17 protein-coding genes are annotated in these 21,666 nt (G+C 73.3%); 9 read left to right on the top strand and 8 right to left on the bottom strand.

Features of this window, described 5'->3' with window-relative positions; genetic code table 11:
• The first annotated feature begins 239 nt into the window (after window positions 1-239).
• Window positions 240-767, top strand: a complete 528-nt coding sequence (locus AB2U05_RS12740) for a hypothetical protein (protein WP_045697714.1) — start codon at window positions 240-242, stop codon at window positions 765-767.
• Here the strand turns inward: AB2U05_RS12740 and AB2U05_RS12735 are convergent.
• Complete coding sequence (locus AB2U05_RS12735; RefSeq protein ID WP_045697751.1) at window positions 738-1,460, bottom strand: hemolysin III family protein; 723 nt, start codon at window positions 1,458-1,460, stop codon at window positions 738-740. The two genes, AB2U05_RS12740 and AB2U05_RS12735, sit on opposite strands and share 30 nt — an antisense overlap.
• A 285-nt stretch (window positions 1,461-1,745) precedes the next feature.
• Between AB2U05_RS12735 and AB2U05_RS12730 the strand changes: the two genes are divergently transcribed.
• Entirely contained in the window at window positions 1,746-3,587 is a 1,842-nt protein-coding gene (locus AB2U05_RS12730; protein WP_045697713.1) for a phosphoenolpyruvate carboxykinase (GTP), read from the top strand.
• Between the two features lie 154 nt (window positions 3,588-3,741).
• Here the strand turns inward: AB2U05_RS12730 and AB2U05_RS12725 are convergent, their stop codons facing one another.
• On the bottom strand, window positions 3,742-4,956 hold the full coding sequence (locus AB2U05_RS12725) for a pyridoxal phosphate-dependent aminotransferase (protein WP_045697711.1): 1,215 nt from the start codon (window positions 4,954-4,956) through the stop codon (window positions 3,742-3,744).
• A 246-nt stretch (window positions 4,957-5,202) separates the two neighbouring features.
• Between AB2U05_RS12725 and AB2U05_RS12720 the strand changes: the two genes are divergently transcribed.
• The gene (locus AB2U05_RS12720; RefSeq protein ID WP_369183242.1) at window positions 5,203-5,925 is read left to right on the top strand and encodes a prepilin peptidase; all 723 of its coding nucleotides are present in this window, start codon (window positions 5,203-5,205) and stop codon (window positions 5,923-5,925) included.
• A 134-nt stretch (window positions 5,926-6,059) separates the two neighbouring features.
• Here AB2U05_RS12720 and AB2U05_RS12715 read toward each other — a convergent pair whose 3' ends face one another.
• A complete protein-coding gene (locus AB2U05_RS12715; protein ID WP_369183241.1) occupies window positions 6,060-7,637 on the bottom strand; it encodes a chitinase in 1,578 nt (525 codons plus the stop codon).
• A gap of 390 nt (window positions 7,638-8,027) precedes the next feature.
• On the opposite strand from AB2U05_RS12715, the gene AB2U05_RS12710 reads away from it, so the two are divergent.
• The 4 genes from AB2U05_RS12710 (at window position 8,028) to AB2U05_RS12695 (ending at window position 13,588) form a co-directional block, all read left to right on the top strand.
• Window positions 8,028-8,822, top strand: coding sequence for an isoprenyl transferase (locus AB2U05_RS12710; protein WP_208615473.1), 795 nt, complete (start codon window positions 8,028-8,030; stop codon window positions 8,820-8,822).
• A 245-nt stretch (window positions 8,823-9,067) separates the two neighbouring features.
• Window positions 9,068-10,402, top strand: a complete 1,335-nt coding sequence (locus AB2U05_RS12705; protein ID WP_045697707.1) for a PhoH family protein — start codon at window positions 9,068-9,070, stop codon at window positions 10,400-10,402.
• A 417-nt stretch (window positions 10,403-10,819) separates the two neighbouring features.
• Window positions 10,820-11,545: a transglycosylase SLT domain-containing protein gene (locus tag AB2U05_RS12700; protein ID WP_045697705.1), complete on the top strand. Its 726-nt coding sequence runs from the start codon at window positions 10,820-10,822 to the stop codon at window positions 11,543-11,545.
• Between the two features lie 501 nt (window positions 11,546-12,046).
• Window positions 12,047-13,588: an AI-2E family transporter gene (locus tag AB2U05_RS12695; protein ID WP_369183240.1), complete on the top strand. Its 1,542-nt coding sequence runs from the start codon at window positions 12,047-12,049 to the stop codon at window positions 13,586-13,588.
• A gap of 99 nt (window positions 13,589-13,687) precedes the next feature.
• Here AB2U05_RS12695 and AB2U05_RS12690 read toward each other — a convergent pair whose 3' ends face one another.
• Window positions 13,688-14,230, bottom strand: a complete 543-nt coding sequence (locus tag AB2U05_RS12690) for an alkyl hydroperoxide reductase (protein WP_045697701.1) — start codon at window positions 14,228-14,230, stop codon at window positions 13,688-13,690.
• A gap of 3 nt (window positions 14,231-14,233) precedes the next feature.
• Window positions 14,234-14,785 (bottom strand): peroxiredoxin, encoded by a 552-nt coding sequence (locus tag AB2U05_RS12685; RefSeq protein ID WP_045697699.1) that lies wholly within the window; start codon window positions 14,783-14,785, stop codon window positions 14,234-14,236.
• A gap of 192 nt (window positions 14,786-14,977) precedes the next feature.
• Here AB2U05_RS12685 and AB2U05_RS12680 point away from each other — a divergent pair, with 192 nt between their 5' ends.
• Window positions 14,978-15,928, top strand: a complete 951-nt coding sequence (locus AB2U05_RS12680; protein WP_078860046.1) for a LysR substrate-binding domain-containing protein — start codon at window positions 14,978-14,980, stop codon at window positions 15,926-15,928.
• A gap of 3 nt (window positions 15,929-15,931) precedes the next feature.
• Here AB2U05_RS12680 and AB2U05_RS12675 read toward each other — a convergent pair whose 3' ends face one another.
• Window positions 15,932-16,555 carry a TetR/AcrR family transcriptional regulator gene (locus AB2U05_RS12675; protein WP_045697697.1) on the bottom strand — a complete coding sequence of 208 codons (624 nt, stop codon included), beginning with the start codon at window positions 16,553-16,555 and terminating at the stop codon, window positions 15,932-15,934.
• A 152-nt stretch (window positions 16,556-16,707) separates the two neighbouring features.
• Here AB2U05_RS12675 and AB2U05_RS12670 point away from each other — a divergent pair, with 152 nt between their 5' ends.
• Entirely contained in the window at window positions 16,708-18,897 is a 2,190-nt protein-coding gene (locus tag AB2U05_RS12670; RefSeq protein WP_369183239.1) for an MMPL family transporter, read from the top strand.
• A 22-nt stretch (window positions 18,898-18,919) separates the two neighbouring features.
• Here AB2U05_RS12670 and AB2U05_RS12665 read toward each other — a convergent pair whose 3' ends face one another.
• Window positions 18,920-20,821: a SpoIIE family protein phosphatase gene (locus AB2U05_RS12665; RefSeq protein ID WP_369183238.1), complete on the bottom strand. Its 1,902-nt coding sequence runs from the start codon at window positions 20,819-20,821 to the stop codon at window positions 18,920-18,922.
• A 95-nt stretch (window positions 20,822-20,916) separates the two neighbouring features.
• On the bottom strand, window positions 20,917-21,615 hold the full coding sequence (locus tag AB2U05_RS12660; RefSeq protein ID WP_045697743.1) for a class I SAM-dependent methyltransferase: 699 nt from the start codon (window positions 21,613-21,615) through the stop codon (window positions 20,917-20,919).
• Window positions 21,616-21,666 lie beyond the last annotated feature (51 nt).

Below are 21,666 nucleotides of genomic sequence, written 5' to 3'. Positions count from 1 at the left end.
CCATGCGTGACCCCGTGACGATTCGATCGCATACGGTGATGTGTCCTGGAAGTGCTGCTTCCGCACACGGAATTGACGCAACGTTGATCTGTCGTTCGCCGCCTCGGGGCAGCCTGGAGTGACGGACGGTAGATACCATGTGGCAATCGGTCAGTGTTGGCCGACGCGTGCCGAGAGCGGAGAAGGGGTGGGGCGGCCAGGGCCGACCACGAGCCCGGCGCCGGGAAAGGGGAGCCGAAGTGGCCGACAGTGACGAGGTGCGGGCGAGCGCCCAGGTGTGGGGCGGGGCGGTGGTGGTGGCCTCCGCGCTGGCCGTGGTCGCGGCCTATCTGATCAACGGCGCCCTGCTGGTCCTGACGGTCGCCGGGGTCGAGACCCTGCTGCTGATGGTCTACGTCGCCCGCCGCTGGCGCGCGCTGCACCGGTCGCCGGCGCCGGAGTCCGGTCACCGCCCGCGCCGGGGCACCCCGGACGCCGCGCACTGCGAGCGCTGCCGCCGGGCCCGCGAGGCGCTGGACGCCCGCCAGGCGCGCGGCCGGGCCGGCCGGGTCGAGCGGCCGGAGCCGCGCCCGGAGTCGGCGCCCCCGGCGGAGCCGCTGCCCGGGCTCGGCGAGGCCGCCCGCCCGCCGTACCCGCACCGCCCGCAGGGCCGGGCCCCGTACGAGCGGCCCTGGACGGCCGAACGGGCGGCCGCCCGGTCCGTGGACCGCGCGACCGCCCGTCGTGGGACGCCGGGTTCAGCCGGCCGTGCTGTACGCCACCAGTGAGACGCCGACGTACTGCACGATGAAGGCGCCGAGGGTGAAGGCGTGGAACACCTCGTGGAAGCCGAACCAGCGCGGTGAGGGGTTGGGGCGCTTGAGGCCGTACACCACGCCGCCGACGCTGTAGAGCACCCCGCCGACGATCATCAGCACCAGCACCGCGACGCCCCCGGTGTGCAGGAAGTCCGGCAGGAAGAAGGCGGCGGCCCAGCCCAGCGCGAGGTACACCGGCGTGTACAGCCAACGCGGCGCGCCGACCCAGAACACCCGGAACGCGATCCCGGCGAGCGCCCCGCCCCAGACCGCCCAGAGCAGCACCTGCCTGCTGCCGCCCTGCAGCAGCAGGATGGTGAACGGGGTGTAGGTGCCCGCGATGATCAGGAAGATGTTCGCGTGGTCCAGGCGGCGCAGGATCGCGTCGCCGCGCGGCCCCCAGGTGAAGCGGTGGTAGACCGCGCTGACCCCGAACAGCAGCCAGGCGCTGACCGAGTAGACCGCGCAGGCGGCCTTGGCGCGCGGTGAGTCGGCCAGGCAGATCAGCACGATCCCGGCGGCGACGGTGGCGGGGAACATCCCGGCGTGCAGCCAGCCGCGCCACTTCGGCTTGCCCTCCCCGGTGTCCGGGAGGCCGCCCTCCGCGGGGCCGGTTCGGGTCGGATCCTCCGCGGGGCTCTCCCCGAGCGCAGCAGCAGTCATGCGCTGCATGCTACCCGTTACCTACGCCTCCGTAGGTTACTGGCGCGTAGTGAAGTGGTGATAGTCACTCTTGGACGTTTTGGAGTGTTCGAAGTGTGGCGCCGCGCACTCCGGGCCGGAGGTCGGCGAGCTGTTACTGGCTGGTAATAGTACTGACTGTAGTAAAAGATGCGTCAATATCGCCGAGCTGCCGCATTCAGCTCGAACACCCGGGGCTACGCTGCAAGCACCCTCAGACCCCCGCTACGCCGCCTCTTCGACGAGATGGCGTGAAACGGAGCGATCGTGTCGTACGAGATCTCTGCTCTCAGCGCATCCGCGCCCACCCGCCACAAGCAGCTGCTCGCTTGGGTGAGCGAGATCGCCGAGCTGACCCAGCCGGACCGCATCGAGTGGTGCGACGGCTCCGACGAGGAGTACCAGCGCCTCGCGGACCTGCTGGTCGCTCAGGGCACCTTCAAGAAGCTCAACGAGGAGAAGCGCCCCAACTCCTACTACGCCGCCTCGGACCCGACGGACGTGGCGCGCGTGGAGGACCGCACGTTCATCTGCTCCGAGCAGGAGAAGGACGCCGGCCCCACCAACAACTGGAAGGCCCCCGCCGAGATGCGGGAGCTCTTCCAGGGCACCGAGGGCCTGTTCCGCGGCGCCATGAAGGGCCGCACCATGTACGTCGTGCCCTTCTCGATGGGCCCGGTCGGCTCCCCGCTGGCCGCGTACGGCGTCGAGATCACCGACTCCGCCTACGTCGCCGTCTCCATGCGCGTGATGACCCGCATGGGCCAGGCCGTGCTGGACCAGCTCGGCGAGGACGGCGACTTCGTCAAGGCCGTGCACACCGTCGGCGCCCCGCTCGCCGAGGGCCAGGCGGACGTGCCGTGGCCGTGCAACACCACCAAGTACATCTCGCACTTCCCGGAGACCAGGGAGATCTGGTCCTTCGGCTCCGGCTACGGCGGCAACGCCCTGCTCGGCAAGAAGTGCTACGCGCTGCGCATCGCCTCGACCATGGCCCGCGACGAGGGCTGGCTGGCCGAGCACATGCTGATCCTGAAGCTCACCCCGCCGGCCGGCCCCTCGGGCGAGTCGCAGCCGAAGTACGTCGCGGCCGCCTTCCCCTCGGCCTGCGGCAAGACCAACCTCGCCATGCTCCAGCCCACCGTTCCGGGCTGGAAGGTCGAGACGATCGGCGACGACATCGCCTGGATGCGCTTCGGCGCGGACGGCCGCCTGTACGCCATCAACCCCGAGGCCGGCTTCTTCGGCGTCGCCCCCGGCACCGGCGTGGACACCAACGCCAACGCCATCGACACCCTCTGGGGCAACACCGTCTTCACCAACGTCGCCCTCACCGACGACGGCGACGTGTGGTGGGAGGGCCTGACCGAGGAGCCCCCGGCGCACCTCACCGACTGGCGCGGCAACGACTGGACCCCGGAGTCCGGCACCCCGGCCGCCCACCCGAACGCCCGCTTCGCCGTCCCGGCCGCGCAGTGCCCGACCATCGCCCCGGAGTGGGAGGACCCGGCGGGCGTGCCGATCTCCGCGATCCTGTTCGGCGGCCGCCGCGCCACCGCCGTCCCGCTGGTGACCGAGTCCTTCGACTGGCAGCACGGCGTCTTCCTCGGCGCCAACATCGCCTCCGAGAAGACCGCCGCCGCCGAGGGCACCGTGGGCGAGCTGCGCCGCGACCCGTTCGCGATGCTGCCGTTCTGCGGCTACAACATGGGCGACTACTTCGCCCACTGGCTGAAGGTCGGCGCCCAGGCGGACGCCGCCAAGCTGCCGAAGATCTACTACGTCAACTGGTTCCGCAAGAACGCCGAGGGCAAGTTCGTCTGGCCCGGCTACGGCGAGAACAGCCGCGTGCTCAAGTGGATCGTCGAGCGCCTGGAGGGCACCGGCGAGGGCGTCGAGACCCCGATCGGCGTGCTGCCGACCGTCGAGGGCTTCGACCTCGGCGACCTGAAGCTGTCCGAGGAGGACCTCGACCTGCTCTTCACCGTGGACGCCGACATCTGGCGCCAGGAGGCCGCGCTCGTGCCGGCCCACCTGGAGCTGTTCGGCGAGCACACGCCGAAGGAGCTGTGGGACGAGTACCGGAACCTGGTCGCGCGCCTCGGCTGAGCCTGAGCCTCGACCGAGCGGAGGCGGGCGCGCGGCACGAACCGCGCGCCCGCCGAGCGACAGGACGGCCGGAGTTCCGCCGGACGGTCTTTCCCCGACCAAGGAGACCGCCCGGGCCGGGACTCCGGCCGTAGTGCTTCCCCCCTTTTACTTCCTACGGCTGGGTGTAGCCGCCGAGGAAGTCGCCGATCCGGGTCACCGCCTCGGTGATCTCCTCCGCCCGGGGCAGCGTGACCAGCCGGAAGTGGTCCGGCTCGGGCCAGTTGAAGCCGGTGCCCTGGACCAGCAGGATGCGCTGGGAGCGCAGCAGGTCGAGCACCATCCGGGCGTCGTCCTTGATCTTGTGGACCTTCGGGTCCAGCCGGGGGAACGCGTACAGCGCGCCCTTCGGCTTGACGCAGCTGACGCCCGGGATCTGGTTCAGCAGCTCGTACGCGGCGTCGCGCGAGGCCAGCAGCCGGCCGCCGGGCAGGACCAGGTCCTTGATCGACTGCCGGCCGCCGAGCGCGGCGGCCACCGCGTGCTGGGCCGGCATGTTGGCGCACAGCCGCATCGAGGCGAGCACGGTCAGGCCCTCGATGTAGCTGCGGGCCCGGGACCGGTCGCCGGAGAGCACCATCCAGCCGGAGCGGAAGCCCGCGACCCGGTACGCCTTGGACAGGCCGTTGAAGGTGACGCAGAAGAGGTCCGGCGCCAGGGTGGCCAGCGGGACGTGCTCGACGTCGTCGTAGAGGATCTTGTCGTAGATCTCGTCCGCGTAGACCACCAGCTGGTGCCGGCGGGCGATCTCGACGATGCCCTCCAGCACCTCGCGCGGGTAGACCGCGCCGGTCGGGTTGTTCGGGTTGATCACCACGATGGCGCGGGTGCGGTCGGTGACCTTGGCCTCGATGTCGGCGAGGTCCGGGTACCACTCGGACTGCTCGTCGCAGCGGTAGTGCACGGCGGTGCCGCCGGCCAGCGAGACCGAGGCCGTCCACAGCGGGTAGTCCGGCGCGGGGACGAGCACCTCGTCGCCGTCGTCCAGCAGAGCGGTCATGGCCAGCTGGATCAGTTCGGAGACGCCGTTGCCCAGGAAGACGTCGTCGACGGAGAGGCCGTGCAGGCCGCGGTCCTCGTAGTGCATGACGACGGCGCGGCGCGCCGAGAGCAGGCCCTTGGAGTCGCCGTAGCCGTGCGCGGTGGCGAGGTTGCGCAGGATGTCCTGGAGGATCTCCGGCGGCGCCTCGAACCCGAAGGTGGCCGGGTTGCCGGTGTTGAGCTTGAGGATGCGGTGGCCCTGGTCCTCCAGCCGCATCGCCTCGTCGAGCACCGGGCCGCGGATGTCGTAGCAGACGTTGGCGAGCTTGCTGGATTGGATGACCTGCATGCCTGCCTACTTTAGGGGTACGGCGGGCCCTTCGGCGGGGCTCCGCGGGGGTGCTTCCCGGGGCCCGGGAGCCTCCCTTGGATCGGCAGGCGGGGGTGGCGGGAGGCCTTCCGAACCGGCAGTCCCATGTCCGGATTGCCCCCGTACGCGAGGGGTGGCGGCGCGCGGCCGGGCGGAACGAGACGGACGGCACACCGCCGCACGCGGGAGGATGTGGCCGGTGTCGGACGAGGAGGGGGTGCGCCGGTGGTCCCGGTCGTGGTCGCGGCGGTGCTGGTCGGTCTCCTGGCGGCCGTGCCGCTGCGCGGGCTGATCGCCCGGTTCGCGGTGCCGGAGGGCGAGCCCTGGTGCGAGGCCTGCCCGTCGTGCGGGCGCCCGGTGCGCCTGCTGCCGCCGACCGGGCGCTGCCCGGTCTGCCGGGAGCGGCTGGGCGCCGGCCCCTGGACGGTGGAGCCGGTCACGGTGGCGGTCGCCGTCGCCGTGGCGTACGCGGCGGACGGGCTGCTGGTGGTGACCCTGGCGCTGGCCTGGGCCGCGGCGCTCGGGGTGGTGCTCGGCTTCGTCGACGCCCGGGTGCGCCGGCTGCCGTACCGGCTGACCACGCCGCTGCTCGGCGGGACGGCCGGCCTGCTGGTGCCCGCCGCGCTGTCCGCCCAGCAGCCCGGGGCGACGCTGCTGCGCTGCCTGCTGGCCGCCCTCGCGGTCGGGGGCGTGCTCGAACTGGCCGTCTGGCTGGGCGCGTTGGGCCCCGGCGACTCCCCGCTCGGGCTCGCCCTGGGCGGGCTGCTCGGCTGGTACGGCTGGCGGACGGTGCTCGGCGGGCTGTGCGCCGCGGTGCTGCTGGCCGGCCTCTGGGGCGTCGTGCGGGCCGTCGCGGCGCTGGCCCGCCGCCGCCCGGTGCGCGGACTGGACCTCGCGGTGGGCCCGTTCCTGCTGCTCGGCGCGCTGGCCGCCGTGCTGGGGCGCTGAGCGCCACCCGGCGGGAGGACGCGGAAGGGCCCGCCGTACCGGGTGGGTACGGCGGGCCCGGCCGCCGGCGCGCGGGCCCCACCCTCAAGGAGCGGCGCGCCGGAGGGGGTTGGGTCCTCAGGGGCTGCCCGGCCCTACGGCATCTTGTGCACGAACGGGCCGACCGCGTTCGAGAACGCGTTGCCGTTGTTGGCGTCCCAGTTGGTCGACCAGGTCATCGCGCCGCGGATGGTCGGCCACTTGGCAGGCGGCACGAAGCTGCCGCAGTTGGCGCCGGTGGCCAGGCAGTTCAGCGCGTTGTTCACCACGGACGGGTCGACGTAGCCGCCGCCGGCCGCCTTGGCGGAGGCCGGGACGCCGATGCCGACCTGGTCGGGCCGCAGGCCGCCCTGGATGTGGGTGCAGACCTGCGAGGTGATGAAGTCGACGGTGCCCTGGTTGTAGACCTTGCCGTCGCAGCCGTTCATGCCGCCCGAGTTGTAGAACTGGGTGTTGACGACGGTCAGGATGTCCTTGGTGTTCAGCGCCAGTTGGAAGTACGCGCCGGCGGTGCTGTACATCCCGATCGTCTCGGGCGCCATGGTCAGCACGAAGCCGGGGCCGACCTTGGCCTGCAGGGCGTGCAGCGCGTCGCCGAGCGGGCCGGCCTGGACGCCGTTCTCCAGGTCGACGTCGATGCCGTCGAAGCCGTAGTCCTTGATGATCGCGTAGGCGCTGTCGGCGAAGTTCGCCCCGGCCGTCGCGTCGCCCACGGTGATCGCGCCGTTCTGGCCGCCGATCGAGAGGATCACCTTCTTGCCGGCCGCCTGCTTGGCCTTGATGTCGGCGCGGAACTGCGCGTCGGTGTAGCCGCCGAGCGCCTTGGACAGGCCCGGGTCGAGGGTGAAGCTGATCGCGCCGGTCCGGGTCGGCACGGCGTCGGCGAAGGAGACCGCGATGATGTCGTACGCGCTCTGGACGTCGGCGAGGCGCTGCGGGGTCGAGCCGTTGTCGAAGTTCTGCCAGTAGCCGGTGACGGCGTGCGCGGGCAGGCCGGTGGCCGGCGGGGTGGTGGCGGTCGGGGTGGCCGTGGGCGTCGCCGTGGGGGTGGGGGTCGCGGTCCGGGTCGGCGTGGCGGTGGCGGTCGGCGAGGCGGTCGGCGTCTGGGTGGGGGTGGCGGTCGGCGAGGGCGTCGACGTGCCGCCGGGGCCGGCCAGCGCGACGTCGTCGGCCAGGTAGGCGCTCTGCCCGTACCAGCCGTGCAGGTAGACGGTGACGCTGGTGGCGCTCGCCCCGGTGGTGAAGGTGGTGGACAGCTGGTTCCAGCTGTTCTGGTTCGACCAGGTCGACGGGTCGGTGCCGCCGGTGCCGCGCGCGCCGAGGTAGACGTACGGTCCCTGGACCCAGGCGCTCAGCGTGTAGCTGGTGTTGGGCAGCACGCTGATGGTCTGGGCGCACTCGGCGGTGTCGCCCGCGCCCGGGGTGGCCTGCAGCGCGCCGGCGCCGGAGTGCGTCGGCGAGGAGACGGCGCTCGCGGCGCCGGTACAGCTCCAGCCGCCCAGCCCGTTCTCGAAGCCGCCGTTGGCGACCAGGTTCCCGGCCGCCGCGCTGGCGCCGCCGGCGAACAGGGCCAGGCCGCCGCCGGCCAGGGCGAGGGCGGTGGCGCCGGCCGCGACGGCCGGGAGGGGGCTGCGCCGGCGCTTGTGGGCGGGCTGGTTCGGCGTACGGGCCATGGTGCGACGCTCCTGGGGGAGGAGCGGCCGCCGCGGTGGGGGGCGCGGCGGCCGCGTGTGGGGGAGGGGAGGTCCGGTGCGAGACATGGGGGGCGAGCGGTACCCGCTGCGTCCTGGGTGACAAGCTGGACTAGACCAATAGCGGCCGTCAAGCATCGGACGGCCGGCTTACGGATTCCTTAAGGAATCGGAGACCGTTCCGTGTCCGCGCCACGGCGGCCGGCCGGCGCCCTTCCCCCGCAGGCGGCCGACACGCCGCCGGGACAGACTCCGTACAGGACCGTGACCAGACCGCTACCTGCGGCTTTACCGCCCGCCTGCGCGCCGGAGTAGGCTGCGCCGGGGGCTGAGAAGCACCAGCTGAACGAGGAAAAAGAGGGGCCGGGAACCATGGGTCTGCGCGATGTGGCCGAACGGACGCCGGGGCTGCGCACCCTGCTGGGCGGGATGTACGGCCTCTACGGCCGCCGGGTCGAGGTCCACCTCGCACGCACCCCGCACCACATCGGCGTGATCCTGGACGGCAACCGCCGCTGGGCCAAGGCCACCGGCGGTTCCACCGCGTACGGCCACCAGCGCGGCGCCGACAAGATCAGCGAGTTCCTCGGCTGGTGCGACGAGACGCACGTCAAGGTCGTCACCCTGTGGATGCTCTCCACCGACAACCTGGACCGCCCGGCCGAGGAGCTGGTCCCGCTGCTCGGCATCATCGAGGAGGCCGTGGCCGGCCTGGCCGCCGCCCGCCGCTGGCGGGTCAACCCGGTCGGCGCGCTGGACCTGCTGCCCGAGCACACCGCCGGCGTGCTCAAGAGCGCCGCCGAGCGGACCGCCGACATCGAGGGCATCACGGTCAACGTCGCGGTCGGCTACGGCGGCCGGCACGAGATCGCCGACGCCGTCCGCTCGCTGCTCCAGGAGCAGGCCGGGCGCGGCACCTCGATCGAGGAGCTGGCCGAGGTCCTGACCGTCGAGCACATCGCGGAGCACCTCTACACCCGCAACCAGCCCGACCCGGACCTCATCATCCGCACCTCGGGCGAGCAGCGGCTGTCCGGCTTCCTGCTCTGGCAGAGCGCGCACAGCGAGTTCTACTTCTGCGAGGCGTACTGGCCGGCCTTCCGGAAGGTCGACTTCCTGCGCGCGCTGCGGGCGTACGAGCAGCGGCACCGCCGACTGGGCCTCTAGTCCCGCGGCTCCCTGGGGTCTGGGCCCCCCATGCCGTCCCACGGTGAAGTGACCGCCGTAGGGCTGGCGTACCCGGGCCCCGCGCGAGGCCAAACGTTCACCGGCAATGATCCGTCAGTTCGCCGGGGGCGCGAATGCACCGCCGCTCGCCTGGGAATACTCCAGTCAGTCCGGCCCCGAGGCCACCGGGGCAGCGGGGGCCGGCATGCCGCGGATGACGCAGGGTCATCCGCTCTGGAGGCCTAGTGGTCAGTTCCAAGAGCCGCCGGACACCAGACCGGCGCACGTACGTTCTCGACACCAGCGTGCTCCTGGCGGACCCGCTCGCCATGACCCGCTTCGAGGAGCACGAGGTCGTCCTCCCGGTGGTGGTCGTCACCGAGCTGGAGGCCAAACGGCACCACCCGGAGCTGGGCTACTTCGCCCGTCAGGCGCTCCGCCTGCTCGACGACTACCGCATCCGGTACGGCCGGCTCGACGAGCCGATCCCGGTCGGCGAGCTGGGCGGCACGATCCGGGTCGAGCTCAACCACTCCGACCTGTCGATACTGCCGGCCGGCTACCGGTCCGGCGCCAGCGAGGCGGACACCCGGATCCTGGCGGTCGCCCGCAACCTGCAGGCCGAGGGCTACGACGTCACCGTCGTGTCCAAGGACCTCCCGCTGCGGATCAAGGCCAGTTCGGTCGGCCTGCTCGCCGAGGAGTACCGGGCCGAGCTGGCGATCACGTCCGGCTGGACGGGCATGACCGAGCTGCACGTCCCGGCCGACCAGGTGGACGCGCTGTTCGCGGGCGGCCACGACGTCCCGGTGGACGTCGACGGCGCCGCCGAACTCCCCGTCCACACCGGCCTGGTGCTCACCTCGGAGCGCGGCCGGGCGCTCGGCCGGGTCACCGGCGACGGGCGGGTGCGGCTGGTCCGCGGCGAGCGGGAGGCGTTCGGCCTGCGCGGGCGCAGCGCCGAGCAGCGGGTCGCGCTGGACCTCCTGCTGGACCCGGAGGTCGGCATCGTCTCGATGGGCGGCCGGGCCGGCACGGGCAAGTCCGCGCTGGCGCTGTGCGCGGGGCTGGAAGCGGTGCTGGAGCGGGGGCAGCATCGCAAGGTGATGGTCTTCCGGCCGCTGTACGCGGTCGGCGGGCAGGAGCTCGGCTACCTGCCGGGCAGCGAGGCGGACAAGATGGGCCCCTGGGCCCAGGCGGTCTTCGACACGCTCTCCGCCGTCACCACCCCGGACGTGATCGAGGAGGTCATCTCCCGGGGGATGCTGGAGGTGCTGCCGCTGACCCACATCCGGGGGCGCTCGCTGCACGACGCCTTCGTGATCGTGGACGAAGCCCAGTCGCTGGAGCGCAACGTCCTGCTGACGGTGCTGTCCCGGATCGGGCAGGGCTCGCGGGTGGTGCTCACCCACGACGTCGCGCAGCGGGACAACCTCCGGGTGGGCCGGTACGACGGGGTGGTGGCGGTGGTGGAGAAGCTGAAGGGGCATCCACTGTTCGCCCACATCACCCTCACCCGGTCCGAGCGTTCGCCGATCGCGGCGCTGGTCACGGAGATGCTGGAGGACATCCACCCGTGATCCGCCTCTGACCGGGGCATAGTAGGACAATACGGTCAACTGCCGTAGCGGGGCCCGTTCCTGACGGAGCGGGCCCCGCCGCTTTTCACCCTTGGGTGTGACGTGCGCCACGCGGGCGGGAATTGCGTCGACCGTGCCCCTTGCGGCATGGTGAGGGTTCTGTCAGGCCCCGCGTACGGCGCGACAGGGCTTCCGGAGCCCGGAAGTCCGGTCCCGGAAGGTCCGCCAACTCCGGTCGGTGGACGCACAATTGAAGACCGATGAGCCGTACGCCGCCCGATCTCAACGCCCGGTCGCCTCACCTCGGCCGGACGCCGGGCCAGCACCTCCCGTGACCAGAGCACCGTGCGGAGGTCCGTGCCAAGGGGCAACTTGCGCCCGCACGGTCACGCGTGGGCGACGCTGGAAGGAAACCATGTGACTCGGATCTCGGTCCGGGGAGTTGCTGTGGCCTCCGCCACCGCCGTCACCGCTGTCGGTGCCGTCGTGGGTGTGGCCTCGGGCAGCGAGGGCAAGACGACGCAGACGGTCGACGTCGCCGGTGCGACCCTGCTTGCCGAAGTCCCCTCTGGCACCCAGGCGCAGACCGTCAGCGACAACATCGGCCAGCAGGCGTCCGCCCAGCGCGCCTCCGCCGACGCGGCCGCCAAGGCCGCCGCCGAGCAGAAGGCCGCCGACGAGGCCGCGCGCCAGAAGGCCGCCGCGGACGCCCAGGCGAAGGCCGACGCGCAGGCGAAGGCCGACGCGGACGCCAAGGCCGCCGACGACGCCCGCAAGGCCGAGGCCGCCAACCGGTCCAAGGCCCGCTCGGCGATGACCGCCACCGACAGCGCGCCGGCCGTCTCGGTCAGCCCCGGCTCGGTCCAGGACATCGCCCGGCAGATCATCGGCAACGACACCCAGTTCCAGTGCTTCAGCCAGATCGTGAAGCGCGAAAGCGGCTGGGACTACACCGCCACCAACAAGAGCTCCGGCGCGTACGGCCTGGTCCAGTCGCTGCCCGGCTCGAAGATGGCCTCGGCGGGTGCCGACTGGCGCACCAACCCGGCGACCCAGATCAAGTGGGGCCTCGGCTACATGAACGACCGCTACGGCAGCCCCTGCGGCGCGTGGTCGTTCTGGCAGGCCCACAGCTGGTACTAGGAGGGCCCGCGGTCCGTCCGCGCCCTCGACGGCCCCCGGCCGCTCGTCGTCCCGTCGACGAGCGGCCGGGGGCCGTTCCCGTTTTCGGGCCCGTTCCCCGAGCGCGGTCCCGCCGGACGGGGCGGGCCGCGCCGCCCGGGCTGCGCTGACCGGGGCGCTCGCGGGCGGTGCGGTCCTGGGTGCGGACGCGGGGCGCGGGAAGGGGTCCTGGTGCTCCCCGCACCGGCCGGTCCGCCGGCGGTTGGCTTCTGCCGGGACGCGGCCCGCGGCCCTGCCGCGCGGCGCTGGTCCCGTTCCGACTCCTCCCCACCGCCCGGTGTCCGAAACCATGCGAAACGTTGGGATTGGTCCTCGTTGTCCGATGGTCCGGTCGAACCGAACCCCGCGGCGGGGCGGACTCGCCGGGCCGTCGCCGGGTAGCGTCATCCCTGACGGCCGTGGCGCGACCCACGGCGGAGCGCCGGACACGGCGGAAGCGGCAGGGAAGCGGCGGGTAGCAGGATGGCGCGGGGCGGAAAGGCCTTCAAGGCCGTGGCCAAGGGCATGGCCGTGGTGGCGAGTGCGGCCGCCGTGATCGAACGGCGCCGACGCGCCGCGATGGCGGCCGATCCGCACGACCCCGCCGTCCCCGAACCGGCCGGAGCGCCCGCCGTCCCGGCCGAGTTCCCCGAGCCGCGCGCCGACCACGGCCCGGCCGCCGTGGCGGCCCCGGTCGCGCTCCCGGCACCCGTGCCGGCGACCCAGGCCACCCCGGCCGCCCAGGCTGCCCAGGCCTCACCGGCCCCCGCGCCGGCGCCGCCCGCCCAGGCGACGCTCGGCCGCGAGTACCACCCGGGGCGGCCCGCCACCCCCGCCGAGGCGGTGCCCTGGGGGCTGCGGGTGGCCGCCGAGTCCACCTGGCGGCTGCTGCTGCTCGGCGCCGCGCTCTACGTCGTCTTCTACGTCGTCGACATGCTGCGGCTGGTCGCCTTCTCGGTGCTGGCCTCGCTGCTGATCGCCGCGCTGCTGGAGCCCTCGGTCTCCTGGCTGCGCCGGCACGGGGTGCCGCGCTCGCTGGCCGCCGGCGGGACGTTCCTGAGCGGCCTGGCCGGGATCGGCCTGGTCGGCTGGTTCGTGGTGTGGCAGGTGACCGACAACGTGGACACCGTCACCACCAAGGTGAAGACCGGTGTCGACCAGATGCGCGACTGGCTGATCGACGGCCCGCTGCACCTGACCCACCAGCAGATCACCGACTTCGCCAACCAGATCACCGGGGCGATCACCAGCAACACCGACCGGCTCACCTCGGTCTCGATCACCGGCGCGCAGATCGCCGTCGAGGTCCTGACCGCGCTGATGATGACCTTCTTCACCACCTTCTTCTTCCTCTACGACGGGGCGAAGATCTGGAACTGGGCGCTGCGCGGCCTGCCCCGGCACTCCCGGTTCGCGATGGCCGGGGCCGGGCCGAAGGCCTGGGCGACCCTCACCGCGTACGTGCGCGGCACCGTCTGCGTGGCCTTCATCGACGCGGTCTGCATCGGCATCGGGGTCGACTTCCTCGGCGTGCCACTTGCGCTGCCGATGGCCGTGCTCATCTTCCTGGGCGCGTTCGTCCCGCTGGTCGGCGCGCTGATCACCGGCACCGTCGCGGTGCTGATCGGGCTGGTCACCCAGGGGCCGTGGACGGCGCTGATGGTGCTGGTGGTGCTGATCGTGGTGATGCAGGTGGAGAGCCACATCCTGCAGCCGCTGATCCTCGGCCGGGCCGTCCGGGTCCACCCGCTCGGCGTGGTGCTCGGCGTCGCGGCCGGCGGCATCATCGGCGGCATCGGCGGCGCGGTGGTCGCCGTCCCGCTGATCGCCGTCACCAACACCGTGATCGCCCACCTGCGCCGGCGCAACGAGGCCGGCCAGGCCGTCTTCACCGCGATGGAGGCCGCCCGCGAGGCGGCCGAGCGCACCGCCGCCGCCCAGCCGCAGGCCCACCCGACCCACACCCGGCCCGCGCCCGCGCCCGCTCCCGTCCGTCCCGCCGAGCCGGCCCCGGCCGCGGACTGACCGGCCGGGCCCGCGCACGCGGACGGGCCCCGCGCCGGACGTGGTGTCCGGGGCGGGGCCCGTCGCTGTGGTGCGGGGTGGTGCGGGTGGCGCGGTGCCTCAGGCGTCGACGGAGGCGAGCGCGGCCTCGGAGTCGAGGACCCCGGCCACGGCCTGGAGCACGGCGGCGATCTTCATCGAGGCCTGGATGACCTCGCGCTCGACACCGGCCTTGCGCAGGACGCCCTCGTGCGAGTCCAGGCACTGGCCGCAGCCGTTGATGGCCGAGACCGCGAAGCACCAGAGCTCGAAGTCGACCTTCTCGACGCCGGGGGTGCCGATGATGTTCATCCGCAGACCGGCCCGCATCGTGCTGTACTCCTTGTCGGAGAGCAGGTGCAGCGTCCGGTAGTAGACGTTGTTCATCCCCATGATCGCGGCCGCGCCCTTGGCGGCGTTGTACGCCTCCGGGGACAGGTTGGCCTTGGCCTCGGGCTCCAGCTCGCGCAGCACGCGGGGGCTGCGGGTGGCCATCGCGCAGGACAGCACGGTGCCCCAGAGCTGCTGGGCGGGGAGGTCGGAGTTGCCGATGACCGAGCCCAGGTTGAGCTTGAGGTCCTTGGCGTAGTCCGGGAGGGCGGCCTTCAGGTCGTCGAGAGCCATGGGTCAGCCCGCCAGCAGGGCCTGGGCGTCGAGGGTGTCCTCGCCCTTGTTCCAGTTGCACGGGCACAGCTCGTCGGTCTGCAGGGCGTCCAGCACCCGCAGGACCTCCTTGGGGTTACGGCCGACGGAGCCGGCGGTCACCATGACGAACTGGATCTCGTTGTTCGGGTCGACGATGAACACGGCGCGCTGCGCGGTGCCGTCCTCGCCCTCGACGCCGCAGGCGCGCATCAGGTCGTGCTTGACGTCGGCCAGCATCGGGAAGGGCAGGTCGCGCAGGTCCTTGTGGTCCTTGCGCCAGGCGTGGTGCACGAACTCGGAGTCGCCGGAGACGCCGAGGATCTGGGCGTCGCGGTCGGCGAACTCGTCGTTCAGCTTGCCGAACGCGGCGATCTCGGTCGGGCAGACGAAGGTGAAGTCCATCGGCCAGAAGAAGACGATCTTCCACTTGCCCTCGTAGGACTTGTGGTTGATGTCGGCGAAGGCGTTCGCGGCGTCCAGGTCGACACAGGCCTTGAGGTCGAACTCGGGGAACTTGTCACCGATCGTGAGCACGTTCGCTTCTCCTGAAGTGAGACTGCGGGGAGTTTTGTCCGGATTCCGGACGCCGTCCACCATTCCACATGGTGGACTGATCGGGGAAATAGCTACCCTGGATGTGTCTGATCGGAGATTGTTATCAGTAATGAACCGCGCACGTCCCGGCCCGGCTCCCGCCGCGGCGAGGGCGGCAAGCCCGAGGCGACTGTGGCGAGTGCCACAGTCCGCGCCCCCCGCACCCCCACCGTCGCCCAGCTCCGGGCCTTCGTCGCGGTGGCCGAGCACCGGCACTTCCGGGAGGCCGCCGCGGCCACCGGGACGAGCCAGCCCGCGCTGTCCGGGGCCGTCGCCGCGCTGGAGGAGGCCCTCGGCGCGCAACTGGTCGAGCGTACGACGCGCAAGGTGATCGTGACCCCCCTGGGGGAGCGGGTGCACGCGCACGCCCGCCGGGTGCTGGCCTCGCTGCAGGCCCTCACCGAGGAGGTCGAGGCCGCCCGCCGCCCGTTCACCGGGCCGCTGCACCTGGGCGTCATCCCGACCGTCGCACCGTACCTGCTGCCCACCGTGCTCCGGCTGGTCCGCGACCGCTTCCCCGAGCTGGAGCTGCACGTCCACGAGGAGCGCACCCCCTCGCTGCTGGAGGGCCTGGCCGCCGGGCGGCTCGACGTGCTGCTGCTCGCGCTGCCGGCCGGCGGGGCGTCGCCGACCCGCGACATCCCGCTGTTCGACGAGGACTTCGTGCTGGTCACCCCGCCCGGGCACCCGCTCGCCGGGCGGATCGACGTCCCGCGCGACGTGCTGCTCGACCTGGAGGTGCTGCTGCTGGAGGAGGGCCACTGCCTGCGCGACCAGGCGCTGGACATCTGCCGCGAGGTCGGCGCCGACCCGGCCGGCTCCACCACCCGCGCGGCCGGGCTGTCCACCCTGGTCCAGCTGGTCGCCGGGGGCCTCGGGGTGACCCTGCTGCCCGCCACCGCGCTGGACGTCGAGGCCGGGCGCGCCGACCGGCTGGCCGCCGTCCGCTTCGCGGAGCCCGCGCCCGGCCGCCGGATCGGCTTGGCGACCCGGCCGGGCTCGGCCCGCAGCGCCGAGTACGAGCGCTTCGCGGCGGCGCTGCGCGAGGTGCTGGCCGAGCTGCCGGTGCGGATCGTCGACTGATCGTCAGCTGATCGCGGGGGCGCCCAGGCAGAGCCCGACCGCGGTCGCGATCAGCACCTCCAGGCCCCGCAGGGTGTCCGGGTCGGCCGGCTCGCCGGGGGTGCGCTGCGCCAGGTGGCGGTCCGTCAGGCCGTCGAAGCCGGCCAGGAAGAAGACGGCGACCTCCCGTGCGGGCAGGGCGAGCCGGATGCCGTGCGCCTCGGCCAGCGCGGTGAGCATCTCGGCGGCGGTGCCCTCGATCTCGCGCTGCATCGCCGACATGATCTCCTGCAGGTCCGGGTCGCGCATCGCCAGCGCCGCGAACTCGCTGAGCAGTTCGCAGTGCCCGTCCCCCCTGGTGGAGTTCTCCCACAGGGCGTGGACCAGTGCCCGGATCTGCTCGCCGAACGGGCCGTCGCCCGGGTCGGCGGCGCGGACGTTGCCGATGAACTCGGCGGTCAGCTGCTCGACCACGGCCCGGTAGAGGTCCTTCTTGGTGCCGAAGGTGTAGTGCACCGTCGCCTGCGCCACGCCCAGCTCGGCCGCGATCGCGCGGGTGCTGCCGGCCGCGACGCCCTCCCGGGCCATCAGGTCGAGGGCGGCCTGGACCAGCTGCGGGCGGCGTTCGGAGGCGGGGACATGAGCCATTCCGTCAGGGTATCGCCACGGTCGGGCAACCGCGTCAACCGATCCGGTCATTCGGTCTCGTCGGCCGACTTTGTCACCTGACAAAGTTGGGCGTACGGTGGTGCGCGACGCTGCCAGGCACCCGCCTGCTCGACGACCGCGAGGGGTCACCCATGGCCACGTACCTGTACCGACTGGGCCGCTACTGCTTCCGGCGAAGGCGCGCCGTGCTGGCCGTCTGGATCGCCGTGCTGATCGCCGTCGGCGGGGCCGCGGGCGCCTTCGCCGGGAAGACCAGCGACGAGTTCAAGGTGCCCGGCACCGAGGCGCAGGCCACCCTGGACCGGATCAAGGACACCTTCCCGGCGCAGGGCCACGGCTCCGCGCAGGTCGTCTTCGCCGCCCCCGCCGGTGGCGGCATCGCCGCACCGGACGCGGCCAAGGCGGTCGGCGCGTCCGTCGAGCGGATCGCCCACGTCCCGGGCGTCGCCGCGGTGCCCGACCCGTACGCCACCGGCGCGGTCTCCCCGGACGGGCGGGTCGCGATCGCCCTGGTCTCCTTCGACCACAAGCTCGCCGAGGTCACCGACCAGCAGCGCGAGGCCGTCCGGGCCGCCGCCGAACCCGCCCGCGCGGCCGGGCTGGACGTCGCCTTCGGCGGCGACGCGTACAACAGGATGGCGAAGGTCGAGGGCGGCAGCGAGTCGATCGGCGTGGTGGTCGCCGGGGCGGTGCTGGTCATCACCCTGGGCACCCTGGTCGCCGCCGGGCTGCCGCTGCTGACCGCGCTGGCCGGTGTCGGCGTGGCCATGGCCGGGCTGCTCGCGCTCACCGGCTCGTTCGAGATCATCACCACCGCGCCGGTGCTGGCGCTGATGGTCGGCCTGGCGGTCGGCATCGACTACGCGCTCTTCATCCTGTTCCGCCACCGCCGCCACCTGGACGAGGGACTGGAGCCCGAGGAGGCCGCCGCCCGCGCCACCGCGACGGCCGGCAGCGCCGTCGTCTTCGCCGGCCTGACCGTGGTCGTCGCGCTCGCCGGGCTCGCCGTCGCCGGCGTTCCGTTCCTCACCGTGATGGGCCTGGCCGCCTCCGGCGCGGTCGTGGTGGCCGTGCTGGTCGCCATCACCCTGCTGCCCGCGGTGCTCGGCTTCGTCGGCCGCGGCATCGACCGGCTCCCGCTTTGGAAGCGAGCCCCGGCCGCCAACGGCGGGACCACCATGGGCGAGCGCTGGGCCCGCTTCGTGGTCCGCCGCCCGCTGCCCGTCCTGCTCCTCGGCCTGACCGGGCTGGGCGTCCTCGCCGCGCCCGCCGCGAGCCTGGACCTCGGGCTGCCGGGCGGCGGCTCACAGGCCGTCGGGACGGACGCCCGCAAGGCCTACGACCTGGTCAGCGACAGCTTCGGGCCGGGCTTCAACGCGCCGCTGGTGGTCGTCGTCGACGCCCACGACGCGCCGAACCCAGAGCAGGCCGTCCAGACCGTCGCGGGCCGGCTGCAGACCCTGGAGGGCGTCAGGACGCTGCTGCCGCCGACCGTCGACCGGGCGAGCGGGACGGCCCTGGTGCCCGTCATCCCGACCACCGGCCCCGACCACGCGGACACCAGGGCGCTGGTCAACGAGATCCGCGACCAGCGCGCCGCGCTCAGGTCCGCGACCGGCGCGAGCGTCGCCGTCACCGGCACCACCGCCGCCAACATCGACGTCTCCACCAAGCTCGACCAGGCCCTGCCGCCGTTCGTCGCGGTGATCGCCGGCATCGCGCTGGTGCTGCTCGCGCTGGCCTTCCGCTCGATCCTGGTGCCGCTCAAGGCCGTGCTCGGCTTCCTGCTCAGCATCGCGGCCTCGCTCGGGGCCGTCGTCGCCGTCTACCAGTGGGGCTGGCTGGACGGGTTCATCGACGTGCCGAAGGTCGGGCCGGTGGTCAGCTTCGTGCCGATCCTGCTGATCGGCGTGCTGTTCGGGCTGGCGATGGACTACGAGCTGTTCCTGGTCTCCGGGATGAAGGAGCAGCACGTCCACGGCAAGGCCCCGCGCGAGGCGGTCGTCGGCGGCGTCAAGGGCGGCGCCCGGGTGGTGACGGCGGCCGCGCTGATCATGGTGTCGGTGTTCGGCGCCTTCGTCCTCGGCGACGACCCGATCGTCCAGCCGATCGGCTTCGCGCTCGCGGTCGGCGTGCTGGTGGACGCCTTCGTGGTGCGGATGGCGCTGGTGCCCGCCGCGATGGCGCTGTTCGGCAGGGCGGCCTGGTGGTTCCCCAGGTCGCTCGGGAAGGTCGTGCCGAAGGTCGACATGGAGGGCGAGGAGCTGATGGCCCGCCTCGCCGAGGAGAAGCGCGAGGCGAAGGAGCCCGCCGGGGTGTGACGCCCCCCGGCCGGGCACCGGGTCAGTTCTTCGGCAGGCGCTGCTCGAACCAGACCACCTTGCCGGTGCCCAGCCGGGTCGCCCCCCAGCGCTCCGCGCACCGCGCCACTATCTGCAGCCCGCGCCCGCGTTCGTCCTCCGGCCCGGTACGGCGCGGGCGCGGCAGCAGCGGGCTGTCGTCGCCGACTTCGCAGCGCAGCCGCGTCGTGCGCACCAGGCTCAGCGTGATCGGCCGGGTCGCGTGCTGGACGGCGTTCGTCACCAGCTCGCTCACCATCAGCTCGGTCGCCTCGCTCAACTCCTCCAGCCCCCAGCGCCGCAGCGTGTGCGCGGCCAGCCGGCGGGCCCGGCCCGGCGTCTCGTTGCGCGGCTGCAGGTACCAGTGCGCGACGTCCCCCGCCGGGATGCCGTCGAAGCAGGCGCCGAGCAGCGCGATGTCGTCGCCCCGGTCGCCCGGCGGCAGGATCCGCAGCGCCTCCTGGCACAGCTGCTCGGGCGACTGCCAGCGGGCGCCCGAGATCCGGGCCCGCAGCAGCTCCAGACCGTCGCTGATCGGCCGGTTGCGGGTTTCCACCAGGCCGTCGGTGAACAGCAGCAGTGCCGAGCCGGGCGGCGCCGGCAGCTCCACCGAGTTGAAGTCCACCCCGCCGACCCCGATCGGCGCCCCGGAGTCCAGCTCCACCAACTCGGCCTTCCCGCCCGGGCGGACCAGCACCGGCGGGACGTGCCCGGCGTTGGCCAGCACCACCCGGTTCGCGATCGGGTCGTACACCGCGTACACGCAGGTCGCCAGGTGCTGCTCGCGGCCCAGCCGCTGCGCCTGCTCGTCCAGGTGGTACAGCACCTCGTGCGGCGGCAGGTCGAGCGCGGCCAGGGTCTGGGCGCTGGTGCGCAGTTGGCCCATGATGGCGGCCGAGGTGAGCGAGTGGCCCATCACGTCTCCGACGATCAGGGCGACCCGGTTGCCCGGCAGCGGCACGGCGTCGTACCAGTCCCCGCCGACCTGCGCGCCGCGCTCGCCCGGCAGGTAGCGCTGCGCGAGCCGGACGCCGTGCGGCTGCGGCAGGCGCAACGGCAGCATGCTGCGCTGGAGTTCGTTGGCGATCTCCCACTCGCGGGCGTACCGCAGCGCGGTGTCCACCGCCAGCCCCGCCTGGGTCGCCAGGTGGGCGGCCGTCGCGGTGTCCGCCGCGTCGAAGGGCGGGCGGCCGGTGCGTTCAGGGGGCCGGCGGATCAGCACCAGCAGCCCGAGGACGGCCTTGCGGCCGCGCAGCGGCAGCGCGAGCACCGAGGTGCCGGCGGCCAGCCGGGACGGGCCGCGGGTGCCGTACAGCTCGCGCAGCAGCGTCGCGGTGCGCTCGGCGGCGGGCGTGCCGAGGACGGCCGGTTCGGCCGGGCGGCGGCTCAGCAGGGTGTGCGCGATCGCGCCGCCGCGGGTCACCGGGACGGCCGGGCCGGGATCGGCGGTCGAGCGCGAGCCGTACCTGGAGCGGTTCCGGTCGTCCAGGCCGCCCCGGCGGCCCTGGCGGCCGATCCGGGTGCCGGTGCTGTGGTGGATGCGCAGCTCGTCGGGGAAGCCGGGCTCGCGCTCGACGTTCGGCAGCGGGTCGCGCAGGTGGATCACGGCGGCGTCGGCGAGGGTCGGGACGAGCACCCGGCCGATGTTGCGCAGGGTGGCGGCCAGGTCGAGGGCGCTGTTGATCCGGCGGGTGGCGGAGTCGAGGTAGGCGAGGCGGTCCGCCACCTCGGCGCGGGCCGGTGTCTCGGCGCGAACCGGTGTCTCGGCGCGGTCGGGCGCGGGCTGCTCGGGCCGCTCGGCGGCGGGGGCCTCGGGGGCCTCGGGGGCCTTCTGGGCCGGGAGCCGACGGCGCGGGCCCGGGACGGCGGACGGCTGCTCCGCCTCGGTCTTGAGCTGGTCGCGCACGGGCTGCCTGTCCTGGAATCGGGGTGGTCGGTGGGCTCGGTTCGGTGCGTCTCGGTGCGTCTAGGTGCGTCTCGTGCGGGTCTCTTCGGGGGCGCTCAGCCGACGCGTCGACAGCACAGGAACAGCTGTTCCTCCGGCGGCAGCGAGGTGCTGGCCGGTGCGTACGGGTGCCCCGAGCACTCCTCGACCGCGAACCCCGCCGTGACCAGAACCCGCTCCAGATCCTCCCTCAGATACCCACTGATCCGCAGCTCTCTGCCAAGGAACGGAAGCGGAACGTGATCCAGATCCGCCTCGACCATACCGAGGACCAGCAGCCCGCCAGGCCGCAACAGCCCGCGCAACCGGCCCAGTACGGTCGGGATCTCGTCCTGCGGCAGCAGGATCAGCGAGAAGAACGCCGTCACGGCGGCGAACCGGCCGGCCCCCGCCGGCCCCAGCTCCGGGGAACCCCACACCCGGGACGCGCGCTCGGTGGCCAGATCGTAGAGGTCGATCCGATGGAACGACGGCGGATGCTCGCCCGCGTACCGGGCCCGGCGGGCCAGCGACAGCATCACGTCCGACAGGTCCACCCCGGTCACCCGCAGCCCGCCGTCCGCCAGCTGTCGGACCGTCGGCTCCCCGGTGCCGCAGCCCACGTCCAGCACCCGGGCCCCCGGCTCCAGCTCCGCCAGCAGCCGGCGCCCGCAGGCCAGCTGCCCGTCCTTGGCGGGGAACGCCTCGCCGTACCGGGCGCCGATGGTGTCGAACGCGACGGCCTGCAGAGCCCTGGCCGCGCGGCGGTGCCGCACCTCCGGGCCGTCGTCGGGGCAGCCGTCGGGCTCGCCGTCCCACGCGTCCTC

It is taken from the genome of Streptomyces sp. Y1 (genome assembly GCF_041053115.1).
Classification (GTDB): domain Bacteria; phylum Actinomycetota; class Actinomycetes; order Streptomycetales; family Streptomycetaceae; genus Kitasatospora; species Kitasatospora rubellomurina.
The sequence above is the reverse complement of the archived record's forward strand: the minus strand, read 5'-3'. Positions and strand labels throughout refer to the sequence as shown.